Source organism: Bradyrhizobium sp. ma5 (genome assembly GCF_042258955.1).
Lineage (GTDB): Bacteria > Pseudomonadota > Alphaproteobacteria > Rhizobiales > Xanthobacteraceae > Bradyrhizobium.
The window spans coordinates 4,881,872-4,899,190 of the sequence record NZ_CP170156.1 but is presented as its reverse complement, the minus strand read 5'-3'; the positions used below and the strand labels follow the sequence as shown (position 1 = coordinate 4,899,190).

Here is a 17,319-nt window from a genome sequence, read left to right as displayed (position 1 = left end):
TCGTCATGAGTGTCAACGTCAACGCAACAGCCCGCTCGCTTCTGCTCTCGGAATTCGTCTCGGCGTTCGTTCTCGCCATGCGCTATTTCTTCAAGCCGAAGCCGACGCTGAATTATCCCTTCGAGAAGGGGCCGATCTCGCCGCGCTTCCGCGGCGAGCACGCGCTGCGCCGCTATCCGAATGGCGAGGAGCGTTGCATCGCCTGCAAGCTGTGCGAGGCGATCTGCCCGGCACAGGCGATCACGATCGAGGCCGGCCCGCGCCGCAACGACGGCACCCGCCGCACGGTGCGCTACGACATCGACATGGTGAAGTGCATCTATTGCGGGCTGTGCCAGGAGGCATGCCCGGTAGACGCCATCGTCGAGGGACCGAATTTCGAATTCGCGACCGAGACCCGCGAGGAACTCTACTATGACAAGGCGAAGCTGCTCGCCAATGGCGACCGCTGGGAGCGCGAGATTGCGAAGTCGATCGCGCTCGACGCGCCGTACCGGTGAGGTGAGGGCATGATCCTTCCGGCGCTGTTCTTCTATCTGTTCGCCGCGGCCTGTGTGGCCTCGGCGGTCATGGTGATTGTCTCGCGCAATCCCGTGCACTCCGTGCTGTACCTGATCCTGGCGTTCGTCAACGCCTCGGGCCTGTTCATCCTGATGGGCGCCGAGTTCCTCGGGATGATGCTGATCGTGGTCTATGTCGGCGCCGTCGCGGTGCTGTTCCTGTTCGTGATCATGATGCTCGACGTCGACTTCGTCGAGCTGCGCGAGGGCTTCATCCAGTATCTGCCCGTCGGCATCGTGATTGGCGGCATCTTCCTGTTCGAGCTGCTGCTCGTCGTCGGCGCCTGGGTGATCAACCCGCAGGTCACCAAGACGATCACGGCGGCGATCCCGACCAATATCAGCAACACCGAGGCGCTCGGCCTCGTGCTCTATACGAAGTACATCCATTACTTCCAGCTCGCCGGCATGGTGCTGCTGGTCGCGATGATCGGCGCCATCGTGCTGACGCTGCGCCACAAGGCCAACGTCAAGCGGCAGAACATCAATGTGCAGAACGCGCGCACGCCGGAAATGGCGATGGCGATGCGCAAGGTGGCGTCGGGGCAGGGCCTGCAGGATGCCGATGCGGCGGAGTGGGTGAAATGACGATCGGGCTAGGGCACTATCTGGCGGTCGGCGCGATCCTGTTCACGCTCGGGATTCTCGGCATCTTCCTCAACCGCAAGAACATCATCGTCATCCTGATGTCGATCGAGCTGATCTTGCTCTCGGTCAACATCAATTTGGTGGCGTTCTCGACCTTCCTCGGCGACATCGTCGGCCAGGTGTTCGCACTGCTGGTGCTGACGGTGGCGGCAGCCGAGGCCGCGATCGGCCTCGCCGTGCTGGTGGTGTATTTCCGCAACCGCGGTTCGATCGCGGTTGAAGACGTCAATCTGATGAAGGGCTAGTCCGGCAAATGATACAGGCAATCGTATTCCTGCCGCTGCTGGGCGCCATCCTCGCAGGCATCATCTCGCTGGTCGGCGCGCATGCGCGCTGCCCAAGCGGCGACACCGTCGACCACCACGACGACGCGCATGGCGACGCCCATGCTTCTGACGCCCATGCCTCGGCGGCCCACGACGATCACGGCCATGATGACCATGACCACGACGACCACCACGTCGCTGAGCCGGCGGCGGCGGGCTCCCGGCTGGCCGAACTGATCACCACGGGCCTCTTGTTCGTGTCGGCGGCGCTGTCCTGGTTCACGCTGGTCGACGTCGGCTTCATGCACCATGACGCGCGCGTCGTGCTGCTGCCCTGGATCACCTCGGGCGACCTGCAGGTGGCCTGGACGCTGCGGGTCGACACCCTGACCGCCGTCATGCTGGTCGTGGTCAACACCGTTTCCGCGCTCGTTCACCTCTATTCCATCGGCTACATGGACGAGGATCCGAACCGGCCGCGCTTCTTCGGCTATCTCTCGCTGTTCACCTTCGCGATGCTGATGTTGGTGACCTCGGACAACCTCGTGCAGCTGTTCTTCGGCTGGGAGGGCGTCGGTCTGGCAAGCTACCTGCTGATCGGGTTCTGGTACCAGAAGCCGTCAGCCAATGCGGCGGCGATCAAGGCGTTCGTGGTCAACCGCGTCGGCGACTTCGGCTTCGCGCTCGGCATCTTCGCGATTTTCGCGCTGGTCGGCTCGACCGACTTCGAGACCATCTTCCACGCCGCGCCCGGACTGACCGGCAAGACCATCGACTTCTTCGGCTGGCACCCCGACGCGCTGACCTTGACCTGCCTGTTCCTGTTCATGGGCGCGATGGGCAAGTCGGCGCAGTTCCTGCTGCACACCTGGTTGCCGGACGCGATGGAAGGCCCGACCCCGGTGTCGGCGCTGATCCACGCCGCGACCATGGTCACCGCCGGCGTCTTCATGGTGGCGCGGCTGTCGCCACTGTTCGAGCTGTCGCCGACCGCGCAGGCGGTGGTGATGTTCTTCGGTGCGACCACGGCGTTCTTCGCGGCCACGATCGGCCTGGTGCAGAACGACATCAAGCGCATCGTCGCGTACTCGACCTGTTCGCAGCTCGGCTACATGTTCGTGGCGATGGGCGCAGGGGCCTATTCGGTCGGCATGTTCCATCTGTTCACGCACGCCTTCTTCAAGGCGCTGCTGTTCTTGGGTTCCGGCTCGGTGATCTACGCGATGCACCACGAGCAGGACATCCGCAACATGGGCGGCCTGTGGCGCAAGATCCCGTACACCTTCGCGGTGATGTGTATCGGCACCCTGGCGCTGACCGGCTTCCCGCTGTTCGCCGGCTACTTCTCCAAGGACGCGATCATCGAGGCGGCCTACGCCGCGCACAACCCGTTCGCGACCTACGCCTATCTGATGACGATCGTGGCCGCCGGCCTGACCTCGTTCTACTCCTGGCGCCTGATCTTCAAGACGTTCTTCGGCGAGCCGCACGACCAGAAGCACTACGAGGCGGCGCATGAGAGCCCGGTCTGGATGCTGGTGCCGATCGGCGTGCTTGCCGCCGGCTCGATCCTGGCGGGTCTGCCGTTCAAGGAAGTGTTCGCCAGCCCGCACGGCGTCGAGGAATTCTTCCGTGAATCCGTAAAGATGAACCCGCACATCCTCGAGGACATGGAGCACATGCCGAGCTGGCTCGCGCCGCTGCCCACCGTGATGATGGCGCTCGGCCTGTTCATCTCGTACCTGTTCTACATCCGCAGGCCGTATCTGCCAGTCGAGCTCGCGAACCAGCAGCCGATGCTGTACCAGTTCCTGCTCAACAAATGGTACTTCGACGAGCTGTACGACTGGATCTTCGTGCGCCCGGCAAAGTGGCTCGGCTACACGCTGTGGAAGAAGGGCGACGGCTTCGTCATCGACGGCTTCGGTCCCGACGGCGTCTCGGCCCGCGTGCTCGACGTCACCCGCAACGTCGTCAAATTGCAGACCGGCTACCTCTATCACTACGCGTTCGCGATGCTGATCGGGGCCGCCGGATTGATCACCTGGTTCATGTTCGGCTTGGGAGGCCAGTAAATGACAACCTGGCCCATCCTTTCCGTCACGACCTTCCTGCCAGCGGTCGGCGCGATCCTGGTCTACCTGCTGGCGCGGGGCGGCGACGAGACCGCGAGCCGCACGGCGCGCTGGATCGCGCTGTGGACCACGCTGATCACTTTCGCAGTGTCGCTGATCCTGGTGGCACGCTTCGATCCCGCGCAGTCCGACTTCCAGTTCGTCGAGAAGACCTCCTGGCTCGCCACCGGCATCACCTATCACATGGGTATCGACGGCATCTCGCTGCCGCTGATCATCCTGACCACCGCGATCATGCCGCTCTGCATCATCGCGAGCTGGAAGTCGGTGACGCAGCGCGTCAGCGAATACATGATGGCGTTCCTGATCCTGGAAACGCTGATGGTCGGCACTTTCTCGGCGCTCGACCTCGTGCTGTTCTATCTGTTCTTCGAGGGCGGCCTGATCCCGATGTTCCTGATCATCGGCGTCTGGGGCGGTCCGCGCCGGGTCTACGCCTCGTTCAAGTTCTTTCTCTATACGTTCCTTGGCTCGGTGCTGATGCTGCTCGCCATCATGGCGCTGTACTGGAACGCCGGCACCACCGACATCCCGACCCTGATGCACACCGCGGTGCCGCGCTCGATGCAGACCTGGGCGTGGCTGGCCTTCTTCGCCTCGTTCGCAGTGAAGATGCCGATGTGGCCGGTGCACACCTGGCTGCCTGACGCGCATGTCGAGGCGCCGACGGCGGGCTCGGTGATCCTGGCCGCGATCCTGCTGAAGATGGGCGGCTACGGCTTCCTGCGCTTCTCGCTGCCGATGTTCCCGCTGGCTTCGCACGACTTCGCGCCGTTCGTGTTCACGCTGTCCGTCATCGCCATCATCTACACCTCGCTGGTGGCGATGATGCAGGAGGATATGAAGAAGCTGATCGCGTACTCCTCGGTCGCGCATATGGGCTTCGTCACCATGGGCATCTTCGCGGTGACCACGCAGGGCGTCGCCGGCGGCATGTTCCAGATGATCTCGCACGGCATCGTCTCCGGCGCGCTGTTCCTCTGCGTCGGCATCGTCTACGACCGCATGCACACCCGCGAGATCGCGGCCTATGGCGGCCTCGTCAACCGGATGCCGCTCTACGCGATGACCTTCATGGTCTTCACCATGGCCAATGTCGGTCTGCCCGGCACGAGCGGCTTCGTCGGCGAGTTCATGACCTTGCTCGGCACCTTCAAGATCTCGCTGCCGACGGCGTTCTTCGCCACCACGGGCGTGATCCTGTCGGCCTGCTACGCGCTCTGGCTCTACCGCAAGGTGGTGTTCGGCGCGCTGGTCAAGCCGTCGCTGATGTCGATCAAGGATCTCACCTTCCGCGAATGCGTGACGCTGTTCCCGCTGATCGCGCTGACCATCCTGTTCGGCGTCTACCCGAAGCCGGTGCTCGACATGTCGGCCGCCTCGGTGCAGCAGCTCGTCAACAATTACAACACCGCCGTGACTGCCGTGAAGGCAGCCGCGCTGGTTACGCAGTAAGGCCGCTGTCATGAGCTTTTCCAGTGCAGGTTATCAGTTGCAGCCGGTGCTGCCGGAGCTGGTGCTCGCGGTCGGCGCCATGGTGCTGTTGATGATCGGAGCCTATCGCGGGCAGGGGACGACCCGGCTGATCACCGCGCTCGCGGTGTGTCTGTTGGTCCTGACCGGCGTGCTGGAGCTGTGGCTGCCGGCCGGCAAACTCGTCACCTTTGGCGGTAGCTTCATCGTCGACGACTTCGCCCGTTTCCTGAAGGTCCTCGCTTTGATCGCCTCCGCGGCGACGCTGATCCTGTCGACCGAGTACCTGTCCCAGCCGTCGACCCGCAACTTCGAGTTCTCGATCCTGGTGCTGCTGTCGACGCTCGGCATGATGGTGCTGATCTCGGCCGGCGACCTGATCTCGCTCTACCTCGGCCTCGAGCTGATGAGCCTTGCGCTCTACGTCGTCGCCGCCAGCCAGCGCGACAACGCCAAGTCGAGCGAGGCCGGCCTGAAGTATTTCGTGCTCGGCGCGCTGTCGTCGGGCATGCTGCTCTACGGTGCCTCGCTGATCTACGGCTTCACCGGCACGGTCAGCTTCGCCGGCATCGCGGCCGCCGCGACCACCGGCAGCATCGGCATCGTGTTCGGCCTGGTGTTCCTGCTCGCCGGCCTCTGCTTCAAGGTCTCGGCGGTGCCGTTCCACATGTGGACGCCTGACGTCTATGAGGGCGCACCGACCCCGGTGACGGCGTTCTTCGCCTCCGCCCCGAAGGTCGCCGCGCTCGCCGTGTTCACCCGTGCGACGCTGACCGCGTTCCCGGGCATCGTCACCCAGTGGCAGCAGATCCTGGTGTTCGTGGCGATCGCCTCGATGGCGCTGGGCTCGTTCGCCGCGATCGGTCAGACCAACATCAAGCGGCTGATGGCCTATTCGTCGATCGGCCATATGGGCTTTGCGCTGGTCGGCCTCGCCTCCGGCACGGTCGAGGGCGCGCAGGGCGTCCTGATCTACATCACGATCTATGTCGCGATGACGCTCGGGACCTTCTCGATCATCCTGGCGATGAAGCGCAACGGCCAGGCGCTGGAGCAGATCAGCGATTTCGCCGGCCTGTCCCGCACCAACCCGCTGATCGCCTTCATCTTCGCAATGCTGCTGTTCTCGCTGGCCGGCGTGCCGCCGCTCGCCGGCTTCTTCGGCAAATGGTACGTGTTCGTCGCCGCGATCAAGGCCAATCTGTTCACGCTCGCGGTGATCGGCGTGCTGACCAGCGTGGTGGGCGCGTTCTACTATCTGTCGATCGTCAAGGTGATGTATTTCGACCAGCCGCTCGGCAAGCTCGACCCGGTCCGCGTCGAGCTGCGCACCGTGCTGGCGGTCGCAGGCATCTTCAACATCTTTTTCTTCGCCTATCCGGGCCCGCTGGTGAGCGTGGCCACGGCGGCGGCGAAGTCGCTATTCTGATGCACATGATCCCGAAAACAGGGCGCTGGCTTTCGGATCGGATCATGCGCATAACCTCACTATGACCTTCACGCTCGGACCCCGGGCCATTGCGGCGGGCTATAAGCTCGCCGCCTTCGACCAGATCGGCTCGACCAACGCCGAGGCGATGCTGCGCGCCCGCGACGGCGAGCAGGGGCCGACGTGGTTCGTGACGACAGAGCAGACCGCAGGGCGGGGCCGGCGGCAGCGGGTCTGGATCGCGCCGCGCGGCAACCTTGCCAGCAGCATTCTCGAATTGATGGACGTTCCGCCGGCCGTTGCCGCGACGCTCGGCTTTGTCGCCGGGCTGTCGGAGGAAGCCGCCCTGGAGAAGGTCAGTGTCGAGGCGGCCCTTCGTCTCGGTTCTGACCGGCCGAGATATGCGCTGAAGTGGCCGAACGACGTGCTCGCTGGCGGCGCGAAGCTGGTCGGCATCAATATGGAGGCCGAAGCCGTCGGCGATCGCCTCGCGGTGGTTGTCGGCATCGGTACCAATGTCGTGGCGTCGCCCGAGGGCACGCCGACGCCTGCGGTGTCGCTGGCGGAGCTCGGCGTCCAGATCAGCGCGGAAGAGCTGTTCACGGCGCTGTCCGATGCCTGGGTCGAGTTCCGCGGCATCTGGGACAACGGCCGCGGCTTTGCTGAGATCCGCCGGCGTTGGCTCGAGCGCGCGGCCGGGCTCGGCGGCGAGGTCGCGATCAACACGGGCTCGGCGACCATCGAGGGCATCTTCGAAACCATCGACGAGACCGGTTGTCTGATCGTGTGTACGGCCGAGGGCAAGCGTATCCCGGTTGCGGCGGGCGAGGTCTATTTCGGCAGCGCAGCCTCGAAGAGGGCGGTGTGATGGCGCGACTTGACGAGCTTACCTTTGCACCGCTCGGCGGCGTCGGCGAGATCGGCATGAATTTGTCGATCTATGGGCTTGGCAACCGCCACCAGCGCTCGTTCCTCGCGGTCGATCTCGGCGTCTCCTTCGGCGACGAGGAGCATCTGCCGGGCATCGACCTGATCATGCCCGATGTGCGTTTTCTCGAGAAGGAGCGCAACAATCTGATGGGCCTCGTGCTGACGCATGCCCATGAGGACCATTTCGGCGCGATTATCGATCTCTGGCCGAAGCTCGGCTGCAAGATCTACGCGACACAATTCAGCGCGGCACTGTTCGAGGCCAAATGCGCCGCCGAGCGCAATCCGCCCAAGATCCCGATCACCGTGATCCCGTCTGGCGGGCGGGTCGATATCGGCCCGTTCAATGTCGAGTTCATCCCGGTGGCGCATTCGATTCCGGAATCGCACGCGCTGGCGATCAAGACCGATGTCGGCACCGTGCTGCACACCGGTGACTGGAAGATCGATCCGACCCCGATCATCGGCCTGCCGACCGACGAGCGGCGGCTGCGCGAGCTCGGCGACGAAGGCGTGCTGGCGCTGGTCGGCGATTCCACCAACGCGGTGCGCGACGGGCGCTCGCCCTCGGAGACCGAGGTTGCCGCCACCATCAAGAAGCTGGTCAAGGCGGCCAAGGGCCGGGTCGCGGTCACGACCTTCGCCTCCAATGTCGCGCGCGTGAGGGCGGTGGCGGACGCTGCGAACGCCGCCGATCGCGAGGTCGTCGTGGTCGGCCGCGCCATGGAGCGCGTGGTGCAGGTCGCGCGCGAATGCGGCTATCTCGACAGCTCGCACAAATTCCGCAGCACCGACTATTACGGCCATTTCCCAGCCGACAAGGTGCTGGCGCTGTGCACCGGCAGCCAGGGCGAGCCCCGCGCCGCGCTGGCCCGGATCGCCAACAACGATCACCCGCAGGTGACCCTGAACAGGGGCGACACCGTGATCTTCTCCTCCCGCACCATCCCCGGCAACGAGAAGGCGGTCGGCGGCATCATCAACGGGCTGGTGACGCAGGGCGTCGAAATCATCACCGACCGCGAGCATCTGGTGCACGTCTCCGGCCATCCGCGCCGCGACGAGCTGCGCGACATGATCTCCTGGGTGCGGCCGCAGCTACTGATCCCCGTGCATGGCGAGGCGCTGCATCTCGCCGAGCACGCCAAGCTGGCGCGCGCTGCGGGTGTCCCGAAAGTCCTGACCTGCCGCAACGGCGACCTCGTCAAGCTCGGGCCCGGCGATCCCGGAATCGTCGGCGAAGTGCCGTCGGGGCGGCTCTACAAGGACGGAACCATCCTGGAGGACTCCAAGTCGCGCGCCGTGGTCGAGCGGCGGCGGATGGGTTTTGCCGGCTGCGCCTTCGTGGCCATCGCCATGACCGCGCAGGGCGAGATGGTCGACGATCCCGAGGTTGATCTGGTCGGCATGCCGGAGAACAATGCTGCGGGCGAGCTGCTCGACGACATCGTGTTCGATGTCGTGGTATCGACCATCGAGGGCTTGCCCAAGCCGCGGCGCCGCGATCCGGACGCGCTCGGGGAATCGGTGCGCCGCGCGGTGCGGGCCGCGCTGAACGAGCAGTGGGGCAAGAAGCCGATCTGCGTCGTGCACGTTCTGACGGTCTGACACACGCCTTTAAGGCGTGCGCAACGACAAAGGGAGAGAGATATGCTGGGCCGGCTCAATCACGTCGCCATTGCGGTCAAGGACGCCAGGCAGGCCGCCAAAATCTACGGCACGGCCTTCAATGCCGAGATTTCCGATGCGGTGCCGCTGCCGGAGCATGGCGTCATCACCGTGTTCGTGACGCTGCCCAACACCAAGATCGAGTTCATCGAGCCGCTCGGCGAGGCCTCACCGATCGCAAAGTTCGTCGAGCGTAACGCCGACGGCGGCATCCACCATGTCTGTTACGACGTGCCCGACATCATCGCGGCCCGCGACCGTATGATCGCCGAGGGTGCGCGGGTGCTAGGCGATGGCCAGCCCAAAATCGGCGCGCATGGCAAGCCGGTGCTGTTCTTCCACCCCAAGGACTTTTCCGGCGCCTTGGTCGAGATCGAACAGGCCTGAGGCCAGTATGGCGTACCAGATCTCCACCGGGCTTGCGATCTACTTCGTTCTTTGGTGGCTCGTCCTGTTCCTGACGCTGCCGTTCGGCATACGCAGCCAGCATGAGGACGGCGTCGGTGCGCCCGGCACCGACCCCGGCGCGCCGATCATGGCGCGGATGGGCCGCAAGCTGTTTTGGACCACGCTGATCTCGGCCGTGATCTTCGCGATCGGCATGTGGGCCTATTATGCCGGCTATCTCTCGGTCGAGCGGCTGTCCAAGCTGATGGGGATGCCGTTCTAAAGCCGACCAGGATCTGATGCCGATGGAGTGAGGATCAACCTCACCCCGGCGATGCGGAGGAGGCGACCACGATGAACCTGCAGGCCCAGCCAGGCTCCGGGCAGAGCGCCTATCGAATCCTGCGGGAAGCCGATCTGCGCGACTATCTCGCGAGCCTTCCCGGCATCGTCACCCAACTCGGCGGAGCGCCGGCCGACTGGTCGATCAGCGAGGTCGGCGACGGCAATCTCAACCTCGTCTTCATCGTCAAGGGCAGCAGCGGCGGCATCGCCGTCAAGCAGGCGTTGCCCTATGTGCGGCTGGTCGGCGAGAGCTGGCCGCTGCCGTTGTCGCGAGCCCATTACGAGCATCGGGCGCTGGTGCATCAGGCACGGCTGGCACCGAACCTCGTGCCGGCAGTGCTGCATCATGATGCACCGCTCGCGCTCACCGCGATGGAGCTGCTCGAGCCGCACATCATCATGCGCAAGGGCCTGATCGGCGCCACGCGGTATCCGCACTTTGTCGAGGATATCTCGACCTTCCTGGCGCAGACGCTGTTCTTCACGTCCGACCTGGCGCTGTCGGCCGCGGATAAGAAGCAGGGGATCGCCGATTTCGCCGGCAACCACGCGCTCTGCAAGATCACCGAGGATCTGATCTTCACCGACCCCTATCGTATCGCCGAGCAGAATCGCTGGACCGCGCCGTATCTCGACGCGACGGCGGCGGCGTTCCGCGAGGATCTCGACCTCCATGTCGCGATCTCCAGGCTCAAGCTGAAATTCATGGCGAGCCCGGAGGCGTTGCTGCACGGCGACCTGCACACCGGCTCGATCATGGTCACCGACAGCGAGACCAAGGTGATCGATCCCGAATTCGCCTTCTATGGTCCGATGGGTTTCGACATCGGTGCCGTCATCGGCAATCTCCTGATGGCCTATCTGGCCTCCGCCGGTCATGAGCGCACGCCGGGCGAGCGCGCAGCGTTCGAGGCCTGGCTCCTGGAAACCATCGAGGGCGTCTGGAGCGAATTTTCGCGCAAGTTTCTCGCGCTGTGGCGCAGCGAGGCTGATGGCGACGGCTATCCGGCGTCGCTGTTCGCGGGCGAGGCCGGCGCCGCGCGGCTGGAGGCGGAGCGGCAGGCCTATATGGCGCGGCTGTTCCAGGACACGGTCGGCTTCGCCGCCGCCAAGACCATCCGGCGCATCCTTGGCCTTGCGCACAACATCGATTTCGAGTGGATCGCGGACGAGAAGCAGCGCGCGATCTGCGAGGCACGGGCCCTCAAGCTCGCTCGCAACATGATGCTGGAGGCTGCGTCCTACACGACGGTCGGCACAGTCACCTACGCCGCGCGTGAGCTCCGCCACTGGCAGCCGGATCTCGCCAGGTGATCTGGTGAGCATCGATCGTCGTGTACGGCAAGGATCGGCAAGGATTGTTTGGCAGGCCGCTGCGGCATGGACTAACTTTCGGCCGGACGCACGAAACAGAGAATGCCGGCCTCAGGCGTGAAACAGACCACGGCGCGGTTCGTCGGGTTGTCGGTTCTGTTGATGATCCTGTTCGGTGGGACCCGCAGCCAGAATGGCGCCGACAACTTCCAGCGACCATCAATTAGGACTTCGTAGCCGTCTCGGTCCTGTCGGAACTCAACCGTCCGGCAATCCGCAATCGAGCAGCAAGATGCACCGGTGCCTGGTTGCTTCAGGCTCTCAAACCATGGGGCAAGCGCAGGATTTGGGTTATCGGGCGGTGCTGCTACCGCAGCCTGACTTAGAGCAAGCCCGGCCGCGACCGCCATTTTCCAGCCGATCCTCTCACGGTGTGCCCTCGACGCTGACAAAGGCGAGCCCTCCGCTGCCCACCAGAGGTTAGCGAATATTTGGGCCATTGCCACGGCGCTTGAGTACGGAATTAACCATGAGCGAGCGGAAGCGAGCGATGAGGGGCACAACTTCAACTCCTGACCTGGAGCGAACATCAGAGCTTCATCGCTGGTGAAAATCACCGAAGGCGGCGGCACGCTGCCAGCGATCGCGCGTTGCGCTCGAGCAACACCCTTTGGAAAAGCGTAGGGCCAACGGCTTCCGACCATTGCGCGTTTACATTTTGATCCAAATGATTGACCCCGTCGCGTGCTTGGCTGTGCAACAGGGCTCGGATCGGGCCTTTGGAGGCTACGGGATGATGAACCCGCGGCGAATTGCGACGGTGACGCCTGAACTGTGCGGGGCGGTCGTTCTCGCAGGTTGGCTCGCTGCCTGGCTGGCTGGCTTTGCCGGCATGGGGAACTTTGGAGCAGTGCCCATCGAGGGCCTTGCACCATCTCTCGCCGCCAATGCCGAACTGGCCGATACGCCACAGACACCTGCAGTCAGCAACGTCGCCAACGTGAACGCTGAGGTGACGATGACTGCCGAACCCGTGACGGAGCCGGCCTTCACGACGGCCACCCTGCAGGCAGACGTCACGGGCAACGCTGTCGCTAACGTCGACGCGGCGATGGCGGTTGAATCGATGCCGGCGACGACCCCTGATGCGACGGCGACCTCAAGCGAGCCGAAATCGATTGTCGTGGCGGCGTTGCCGGATTCGTCGCAGACGCTGCCGGTCGAAACATCGCCGGTGCAAACGACGACAGCGAGCGCGCCTCCAGTGTCGAGCGACACCAAGGAGGCCGCGAGACCCCTGGATATTTTCGAAGAGTGCCTCGTCGTCGATGTGTGCATCGACCGGTACCTGTGGGCGCTCTACGAGCGGACGCCCAAGGAAGACACCATCAGCGTACAAGAGCAGCGGAAGGTAACGGTCAAAAGGAAGCGCAAGACGGTGACCGTCACCAGGACGTTCAGCAGGCGCGTCGATAACGATTTCACGTGGAAGGATCCGAAGGCGGCGGAAAGAATGGGCATGCCGATGATCGACTACGTGATTGGAGGGGTGGATCGGGGCTTTAAGCTCAAGCTCTTTCATGCGCTCTACGCGGCGGAGCAGGCCGGGTTGTCGCCCGGGATAACCAGCGCGTTCCGCGATGACTACCGTCAATCGATCGCGAGCGGCCTGAAGGCGGCGTCCGACAAGTCATACCATGGAGGGAGCTTCCGCGGTGGCTACGGCCACGGGCTTGCCGCTGATATCGTGAGCGTCAAAGGCGCGACGCGCGCGGAGCGTTGGGTTTCCACTGAGGCCCTTTGGAAATGGATCGATGCGCGCGGATCGGATTTTGGAATCGGACGACCGTATCTCGATCGAGATCCACCGCATGTCGCGCCTATAGACGGCAAGGAATATGCCGCTCACCGCGGCGGGACGAAAGCTCAGCACGCGGAAGCGGATATCAAGAAGCGCAACCGGGGCGCTCTGCGGGTCGCCGCGAAGCGATCAAAAACCGCGAAAGCGTCGAAGGGGAGAACGATCTGATCCGGTTCAGCTGCGCCTTTCAACACGACGCGGGCAAGAATGCCTAGCAATCCCATCATCGTGCAAAAATATGGCGGCGCCTGTCTCGAAACACCGGCAAGAATCCGCGCAGTGGCGAGCAGTGTCGCTGATTTGCATGGCCGTGGTCATCGTGTCGTGGCGATCGTTTCAGCGATGGGCAAGACCACCGACGAACTCGTCAGGATGGCCTATCAGATCAGCCCGCATCCCAATCGCCGCGAACTCGATATGTTATTGACCACCGGCGAGCGCATCAGCATGTCCTTGATGAGCATGGCGCTGTCTGATCTAGGCGTACCGGCGATCAGCTTTACCGGCAGTCAGGCCGGTGTGATGACCGACGGATCCCATTCATCCGCACGCATTTTGGATGTGCGGCCCATTCGTGTGCGCGAAGAGCTCGATCGCGGACGCATCGTGGTCTTGGCGGGCTTCCAGGGCGTGGATCCGCTGACCAAGGAAATCACGACGCTTGGCCGGGGTGGCAGCGATACCACTGCGGTCGCCATGGCTGCGGCGCTCAAGGCGGAGTGCTGCGAGATTATAAAGGAAGTCGACGGAGTGTGCTCGGCTGATCCTCGCATCGTCGCGGATGCAAAACCCTTGCGTCAGCTGGATTTCGCATCCCTATCCGAAATGTGTTTCTGGGGCGCAAAAGTCCTGCACTTCCGCAGCGTGGAACTGGCCCACAGCCAAAACGTGCCTCTGGTCTTGAGAAAGTGGGGCGGCGCTCGACACAGCACGCAAGTGATGAAGGAAGTCGCGGATATGGAGAACGGAAAAGTCCTGGCCGTCAACTCAATGGCTCGCATTGAGCACGTGGAGATCGATTCGGCGAACCTCAATCAAGGCTTTGAGAAGTTCGCGCAGCATCTCAAGCAAAATGGCTTGCCTTGGCCGCAACTCCTGGCCTCGGCTTTCACCGCCGACAAAACCCGCATCATGATGACTTGCGATTCGGAGACTCTCGACGCGTTGCTCCGCACACTGGAAGGGAGCAAAGACCTGCGCAAACAGCGCGAGACTCTGAGTTCGGTGAGCCTCACTTGCTTTGGCGGCATTTCTTCGGATCTGCCGTACAAGGCGGTTCAGATTCTGCAACATCACGGGATCATCGCCGACAAGTATGTCTTGTCATCGCATTCGGTAAGTTTCTTTGTTTCGGTGGAGAGCCGTGAGGCTGCGGTCAGGGCTTTGCATTCGCTGATCTAGCACTGCGAATTCGCGATGGCACGGATGAATGATCGTGCACACGATGTCGGCGCGATTTGCGATCGCCGCCGATGCCACTGAGTTGCCCGACGGCGTAAGCTCGGGCGAAACGTGCCCGAGGACGCGAAGCAGCGTCCCCATAATCATCGTCGTCCTGGCGTAAGCCAGGCCATTACCCCAAGTGATTGTCGTTGTGCGACGCTGGAACGACGATTCCAATTCACAACGCCTGCTGCGGAGGATGGGTCCTGGCTTTCGCCACGACGACAGCGGAGGATACGTCGCGACATCGACAACTGGAGCGGGGGCTTCCATCACCATCATGTTGAGCTGGCTTCTGCCCGCTCACTCCGCTGCCTGCTCCCGCAGCCGCTGCGCGTAGACGTTGATGACCAGCGCGGCGAGCAGGATCAGGCCGCGGATCAGGATCTTCAGGAAGCTGTCGATGTTGACGTGGTCGAGGCCGTTGTTGAGCACGCCGAGCACGAACAGGCCGACGATGGTGTTGCCGATGCCGCCGCGGCCGCCGAACAGGCTGGTGCCGCCGACCACCACCGCCGCGATCGAATCCAGCAGATAGGTGTCGAACTCGTTCTGCTGCGCGCTGCCGAAATGCGCGACGCCGAGCATGCCGCCGATCCCGGAGCAGACCGCCGAGATCACCATCACGCTGCCGAGGATGAGCTTGACGTTGAGGCCGGCAAATTCCGCAGCCTCGCGATTGCCGCCGACCATGTAGACGTAGCGGCCGAAGCGTGTGTAGGTCAGCACCAGATGGCCGCCGAGCAGCATCACCGCTGCGACGATCACGATCCAGGGGATGCCGCCGATCGAGCCCGAGCCGAGCGTCGTGATCAGCGGCGGCACCTTGTAGGCGATCTGGCCGCGCACCAGGAGCGCCGAGACGCCGGCCGCGATCTGCATCATCGCCAGCGTCATGATGAAGGAGGGGATGCCGATGATGGTCAGGCCCAGGGCGTTGACGAGGCCGAGCAGCGCGCACAGCGCCAGCGCCAGCAGGATCGCGGCAAAACCCGGCATCGGGATATTGGCGATGTTGACGTAGGACTCTTGCAGCGTGAAGTACGCCACCGCAATGCCGGTGACGTTGGCGATGCTGGCGATCGACAGGTCGATCTCGGCGCACAGGATCACGAAGGTGAGGCCGACGGCGATGATGCCGGTGACCGACACTTGAGTGAGGATGTTGCCGAGATTGTCGATGGTCGCAAACGACGGGCTTGCGATCGCGAAGAATCCGCTGAGGAAGATCAGCGTCAGGAACGGCGCGATGTTGCGCATCTGCGAGCGCAGGAACGGCGCCAGCCCGCGCGGCCGCTTGTGATCGGCTGGGCTCGTCGCGCTGTCACTGCTCGCCATGATGACTCTCCATTACGCCGCCTCGAGCAGCCGATCCTTGCTGACTGCTTCGCCGGCGAATTCGCGCACCACCGCGCCGCGCTTCAGCACCAGGATCCGGTCGGCCAGCGACAACACCGTCTCCGGCTCCGTCGACAGCACGATGATCGCCAGTCCCTTGGCGCGGAGGTCACGCACGATGTTGATCACGTCGTTCTTGGCCCCGACATCCATGCCGCGGGTCGGCTCGCACAGCACGAGCAGGCGCGGCGGGTAGGTCAGCCATTTCGCCAGCGCCACCTTCTGCTGGTTGCCGCCCGAGAGCATGCCGAGATCGAGGCCGACCACCGGCGGCCTGATCTGCAACTGCTCGACCTGGCGCTGGGCGATGGCGCGCTCGCGCACCGGCTTGAGCAGCAGCGCCGAGATCCGCTCGAGGATGCTGATCGAGATGTTCTTGTAGACTGGCTCCTGGTGGAACAGCATGGCGCGGCGGCTCTCCGGCACCAGCGCAACGCCGGCCCGCCGAGCGGCGGCGGTGCTGCGGAAGGTTTTCGCGGCGCCATCGACGACAAGCGTTCCGCCGTCGGGTCTCAGCTTGCCGAACAGGATACGCGACAGCTCCAATTGGCCGCAGCCCATGAAGCCGTAGATGCCGAGCACCTCACCGGCGCGGGCCTCGAACGAGACGTCCTGCAGGCTGCGGCGGAGCGAGAGCTGATCGACCTTCAGCACCGTCGAGCCGTCCCCCGGTTGCGGGAGCATCAGGTCATCGGTGTAGCTGTGCTCCAGCGCCTCGCCGCCGCGGCCGATCATGGCTTCGATCAGCGCGCCCTTGGTGGTATCCGCGGACGCGGTCTCGGCGATCTTCCGCCCGTTGCGGAACACGGTGACCACGTCGGACACCCGCAGGATGTCCTCGATGAAATGCGAGATGAAGACGATGCTGGTGCCGTCGTCACGGAGCTTGTGCAGCGTCGTGAACAGGCGCTCGACCTCGGGTGGGGAGAGGGCGGAGGTCGGCTCGTCGAGGATGATGATGCGCGCGCCGGAGAACAGCACGCGGGCGATCTCGATCAGTTGCTGCAGGCCGATCGGCAGGTCGCCGAGCCGCGTCATCGGATCGACGTCGATGCCGAACCGGGACAGCTGCTCGCCGGCCTCGCGCGCCATCCGCCGCCATTGCACGAAGCCGAGGCGGTTGGTCGGCTGGTTGCCGAGGAAGACGTTCTCGGCGACGGTGAGATCGGGCGCGACGCTGAGTTCCTGATGCACCATGCCGATGCCGGCGGCATGGGCGTCGCGGGTGGAGCGGAAGCGGGTTTCCTTGCCGTCGAGCACGAAGCGGCCGGAGAACTCCGGATGCACGCCGGCGATGATCTTCATCAGCGTGCTTTTTCCGGCGCCGTTCTCGCCGACGAGACCATGGATCTCGCCGGCGTGCAGCGCGAAGTCGACCCCACGAAGGGCTTCGACACCGCCGAAGGCCTTCGTGATCTGGTTCAACTCGAGGATCGGGGAGCGTCCCTGCGACATGCGGACC

General features: G+C 64.0%; 15 protein-coding genes. 13 read left to right on the top strand and 2 right to left on the bottom strand.

All coding sequences use genetic code 11. The features are described from left to right. The first annotated feature begins 5 nt into the window (after nt 1-5). The 13 genes from nuoI to ACE103_RS22635 all read left to right on the top strand — a co-directional run bounded on the left by nuoI (nt 6) and on the right by ACE103_RS22635 (nt 14,417). The gene (gene nuoI, locus ACE103_RS22695) at nt 6-500 is read left to right on the top strand and encodes an NADH-quinone oxidoreductase subunit NuoI (RefSeq protein WP_097673576.1); all 495 of its coding nucleotides are present in this window, start codon (nt 6-8) and stop codon (nt 498-500) included. Nucleotides 501-509: 9 nt separating this feature from the next. Then, a complete protein-coding gene (locus tag ACE103_RS22690; protein WP_375774965.1) occupies nt 510-1,148 on the top strand; it encodes an NADH-quinone oxidoreductase subunit J in 639 nt (212 codons plus the stop codon). Further along, the gene (nuoK, locus tag ACE103_RS22685) at nt 1,145-1,453 is read left to right on the top strand and encodes an NADH-quinone oxidoreductase subunit NuoK (RefSeq protein ID WP_027537255.1); all 309 of its coding nucleotides are present in this window, start codon (nt 1,145-1,147) and stop codon (nt 1,451-1,453) included. The genes ACE103_RS22690 and nuoK overlap by 4 nt, the downstream gene beginning before the upstream one ends. 8 nt (nt 1,454-1,461) lie before the next feature. Then, nucleotides 1,462-3,549, top strand: a complete 2,088-nt coding sequence (gene nuoL, locus ACE103_RS22680) for an NADH-quinone oxidoreductase subunit L (RefSeq protein WP_375774964.1) — start codon at nt 1,462-1,464, stop codon at nt 3,547-3,549. Then, nucleotides 3,550-5,064 (top strand): NADH-quinone oxidoreductase subunit M, encoded by a 1,515-nt coding sequence (locus ACE103_RS22675; protein WP_212314858.1) that lies wholly within the window; start codon nt 3,550-3,552, stop codon nt 5,062-5,064. A gap of 10 nt (nt 5,065-5,074) precedes the next feature. After that, nucleotides 5,075-6,511, top strand: a complete 1,437-nt coding sequence (nuoN, locus tag ACE103_RS22670; protein ID WP_375774963.1) for an NADH-quinone oxidoreductase subunit NuoN — start codon at nt 5,075-5,077, stop codon at nt 6,509-6,511. A 61-nt stretch (nt 6,512-6,572) separates the two neighbouring features. Then, nucleotides 6,573-7,379 carry a biotin--[acetyl-CoA-carboxylase] ligase gene (locus tag ACE103_RS22665; protein WP_375774962.1) on the top strand — a complete coding sequence of 269 codons (807 nt, stop codon included), beginning with the start codon at nt 6,573-6,575 and terminating at the stop codon, nt 7,377-7,379. After that, nucleotides 7,379-9,049, top strand: a complete 1,671-nt coding sequence (locus tag ACE103_RS22660) for a ribonuclease J (protein ID WP_375774961.1) — start codon at nt 7,379-7,381, stop codon at nt 9,047-9,049. Before ACE103_RS22665 ends, ACE103_RS22660 begins: the two co-directional genes overlap by 1 nt. 42 nt (nt 9,050-9,091) lie before the next feature. Beyond that, entirely contained in the window at nt 9,092-9,496 is a 405-nt protein-coding gene (gene mce, locus ACE103_RS22655; RefSeq protein WP_092114633.1) for a methylmalonyl-CoA epimerase, read from the top strand. Between the two features lie 7 nt (nt 9,497-9,503). Beyond that, complete coding sequence (locus ACE103_RS22650) at nt 9,504-9,779, top strand: DUF1467 family protein (RefSeq protein ID WP_223967252.1); 276 nt, start codon at nt 9,504-9,506, stop codon at nt 9,777-9,779. Nucleotides 9,780-9,850: 71 nt separating this feature from the next. Next, nucleotides 9,851-11,155, top strand: coding sequence for an S-methyl-5-thioribose kinase (gene mtnK, locus ACE103_RS22645; RefSeq protein WP_375774960.1), 1,305 nt, complete (start codon nt 9,851-9,853; stop codon nt 11,153-11,155). 793 nt (nt 11,156-11,948) lie between these two features. After that, nucleotides 11,949-13,184 carry a peptidase M15 gene (locus tag ACE103_RS22640; protein ID WP_223967254.1) on the top strand — a complete coding sequence of 412 codons (1,236 nt, stop codon included), beginning with the start codon at nt 11,949-11,951 and terminating at the stop codon, nt 13,182-13,184. Nucleotides 13,185-13,223: 39 nt separating this feature from the next. After that, nucleotides 13,224-14,417: an aspartate kinase gene (locus tag ACE103_RS22635; RefSeq protein WP_223967255.1), complete on the top strand. Its 1,194-nt coding sequence runs from the start codon at nt 13,224-13,226 to the stop codon at nt 14,415-14,417. Nucleotides 14,418-14,762: 345 nt separating this feature from the next. Here ACE103_RS22635 and ACE103_RS22630 read toward each other — a convergent pair whose 3' ends face one another. Both ACE103_RS22630 and ACE103_RS22625 read right to left on the bottom strand, forming a co-directional pair. Next, a complete protein-coding gene (locus tag ACE103_RS22630; RefSeq protein ID WP_223967256.1) occupies nt 14,763-15,797 on the bottom strand; it encodes an ABC transporter permease in 1,035 nt (344 codons plus the stop codon). A 12-nt stretch (nt 15,798-15,809) separates the two neighbouring features. Beyond that, nucleotides 15,810-17,312, bottom strand: coding sequence for a sugar ABC transporter ATP-binding protein (locus ACE103_RS22625; RefSeq protein ID WP_375774959.1), 1,503 nt, complete (start codon nt 17,310-17,312; stop codon nt 15,810-15,812). Nucleotides 17,313-17,319: the final 7 nt, after the last annotated feature.

What these genes read in the sequence shown, in the direction of transcription:
- ACE103_RS22665 (WP_375774962.1), top strand. Translation starts at nt 6,573, where the DNA reads ATGACCTTCACGCTCGGACCCCGGGCCATTGCGGCGGGCTATAAGCTC.
- ACE103_RS22640 (WP_223967254.1), top strand. Translation starts at nt 11,949, where the DNA reads ATGATGAACCCGCGGCGAATTGCGACGGTGACGCCTGAACTGTGCGGG.
- nuoN (WP_375774963.1), top strand. Translation starts at nt 5,075, where the DNA reads ATGAGCTTTTCCAGTGCAGGTTATCAGTTGCAGCCGGTGCTGCCGGAG.
- nuoK (WP_027537255.1), top strand. Translation starts at nt 1,145, where the DNA reads ATGACGATCGGGCTAGGGCACTATCTGGCGGTCGGCGCGATCCTGTTC.
- ACE103_RS22625 (WP_375774959.1), bottom strand. Translation starts at nt 17,312, where the DNA reads ATGTCGCAGGGACGCTCCCCGATCCTCGAGTTGAACCAGATCACGAAG.
- mce (WP_092114633.1), top strand. Translation starts at nt 9,092, where the DNA reads ATGCTGGGCCGGCTCAATCACGTCGCCATTGCGGTCAAGGACGCCAGG.
- nuoI (WP_097673576.1), top strand. Translation starts at nt 6, where the DNA reads ATGAGTGTCAACGTCAACGCAACAGCCCGCTCGCTTCTGCTCTCGGAA.
- mtnK (WP_375774960.1), top strand. Translation starts at nt 9,851, where the DNA reads ATGAACCTGCAGGCCCAGCCAGGCTCCGGGCAGAGCGCCTATCGAATC.
- nuoL (WP_375774964.1), top strand. Translation starts at nt 1,462, where the DNA reads ATGATACAGGCAATCGTATTCCTGCCGCTGCTGGGCGCCATCCTCGCA.
- ACE103_RS22675 (WP_212314858.1), top strand. Translation starts at nt 3,550, where the DNA reads ATGACAACCTGGCCCATCCTTTCCGTCACGACCTTCCTGCCAGCGGTC.
- ACE103_RS22660 (WP_375774961.1), top strand. Translation starts at nt 7,379, where the DNA reads ATGGCGCGACTTGACGAGCTTACCTTTGCACCGCTCGGCGGCGTCGGC.
- ACE103_RS22635 (WP_223967255.1), top strand. Translation starts at nt 13,224, where the DNA reads ATGCCTAGCAATCCCATCATCGTGCAAAAATATGGCGGCGCCTGTCTC.
- ACE103_RS22630 (WP_223967256.1), bottom strand. Translation starts at nt 15,797, where the DNA reads ATGGCGAGCAGTGACAGCGCGACGAGCCCAGCCGATCACAAGCGGCCG.
- ACE103_RS22690 (WP_375774965.1), top strand. Translation starts at nt 510, where the DNA reads ATGATCCTTCCGGCGCTGTTCTTCTATCTGTTCGCCGCGGCCTGTGTG.
- ACE103_RS22650 (WP_223967252.1), top strand. Translation starts at nt 9,504, where the DNA reads ATGGCGTACCAGATCTCCACCGGGCTTGCGATCTACTTCGTTCTTTGG.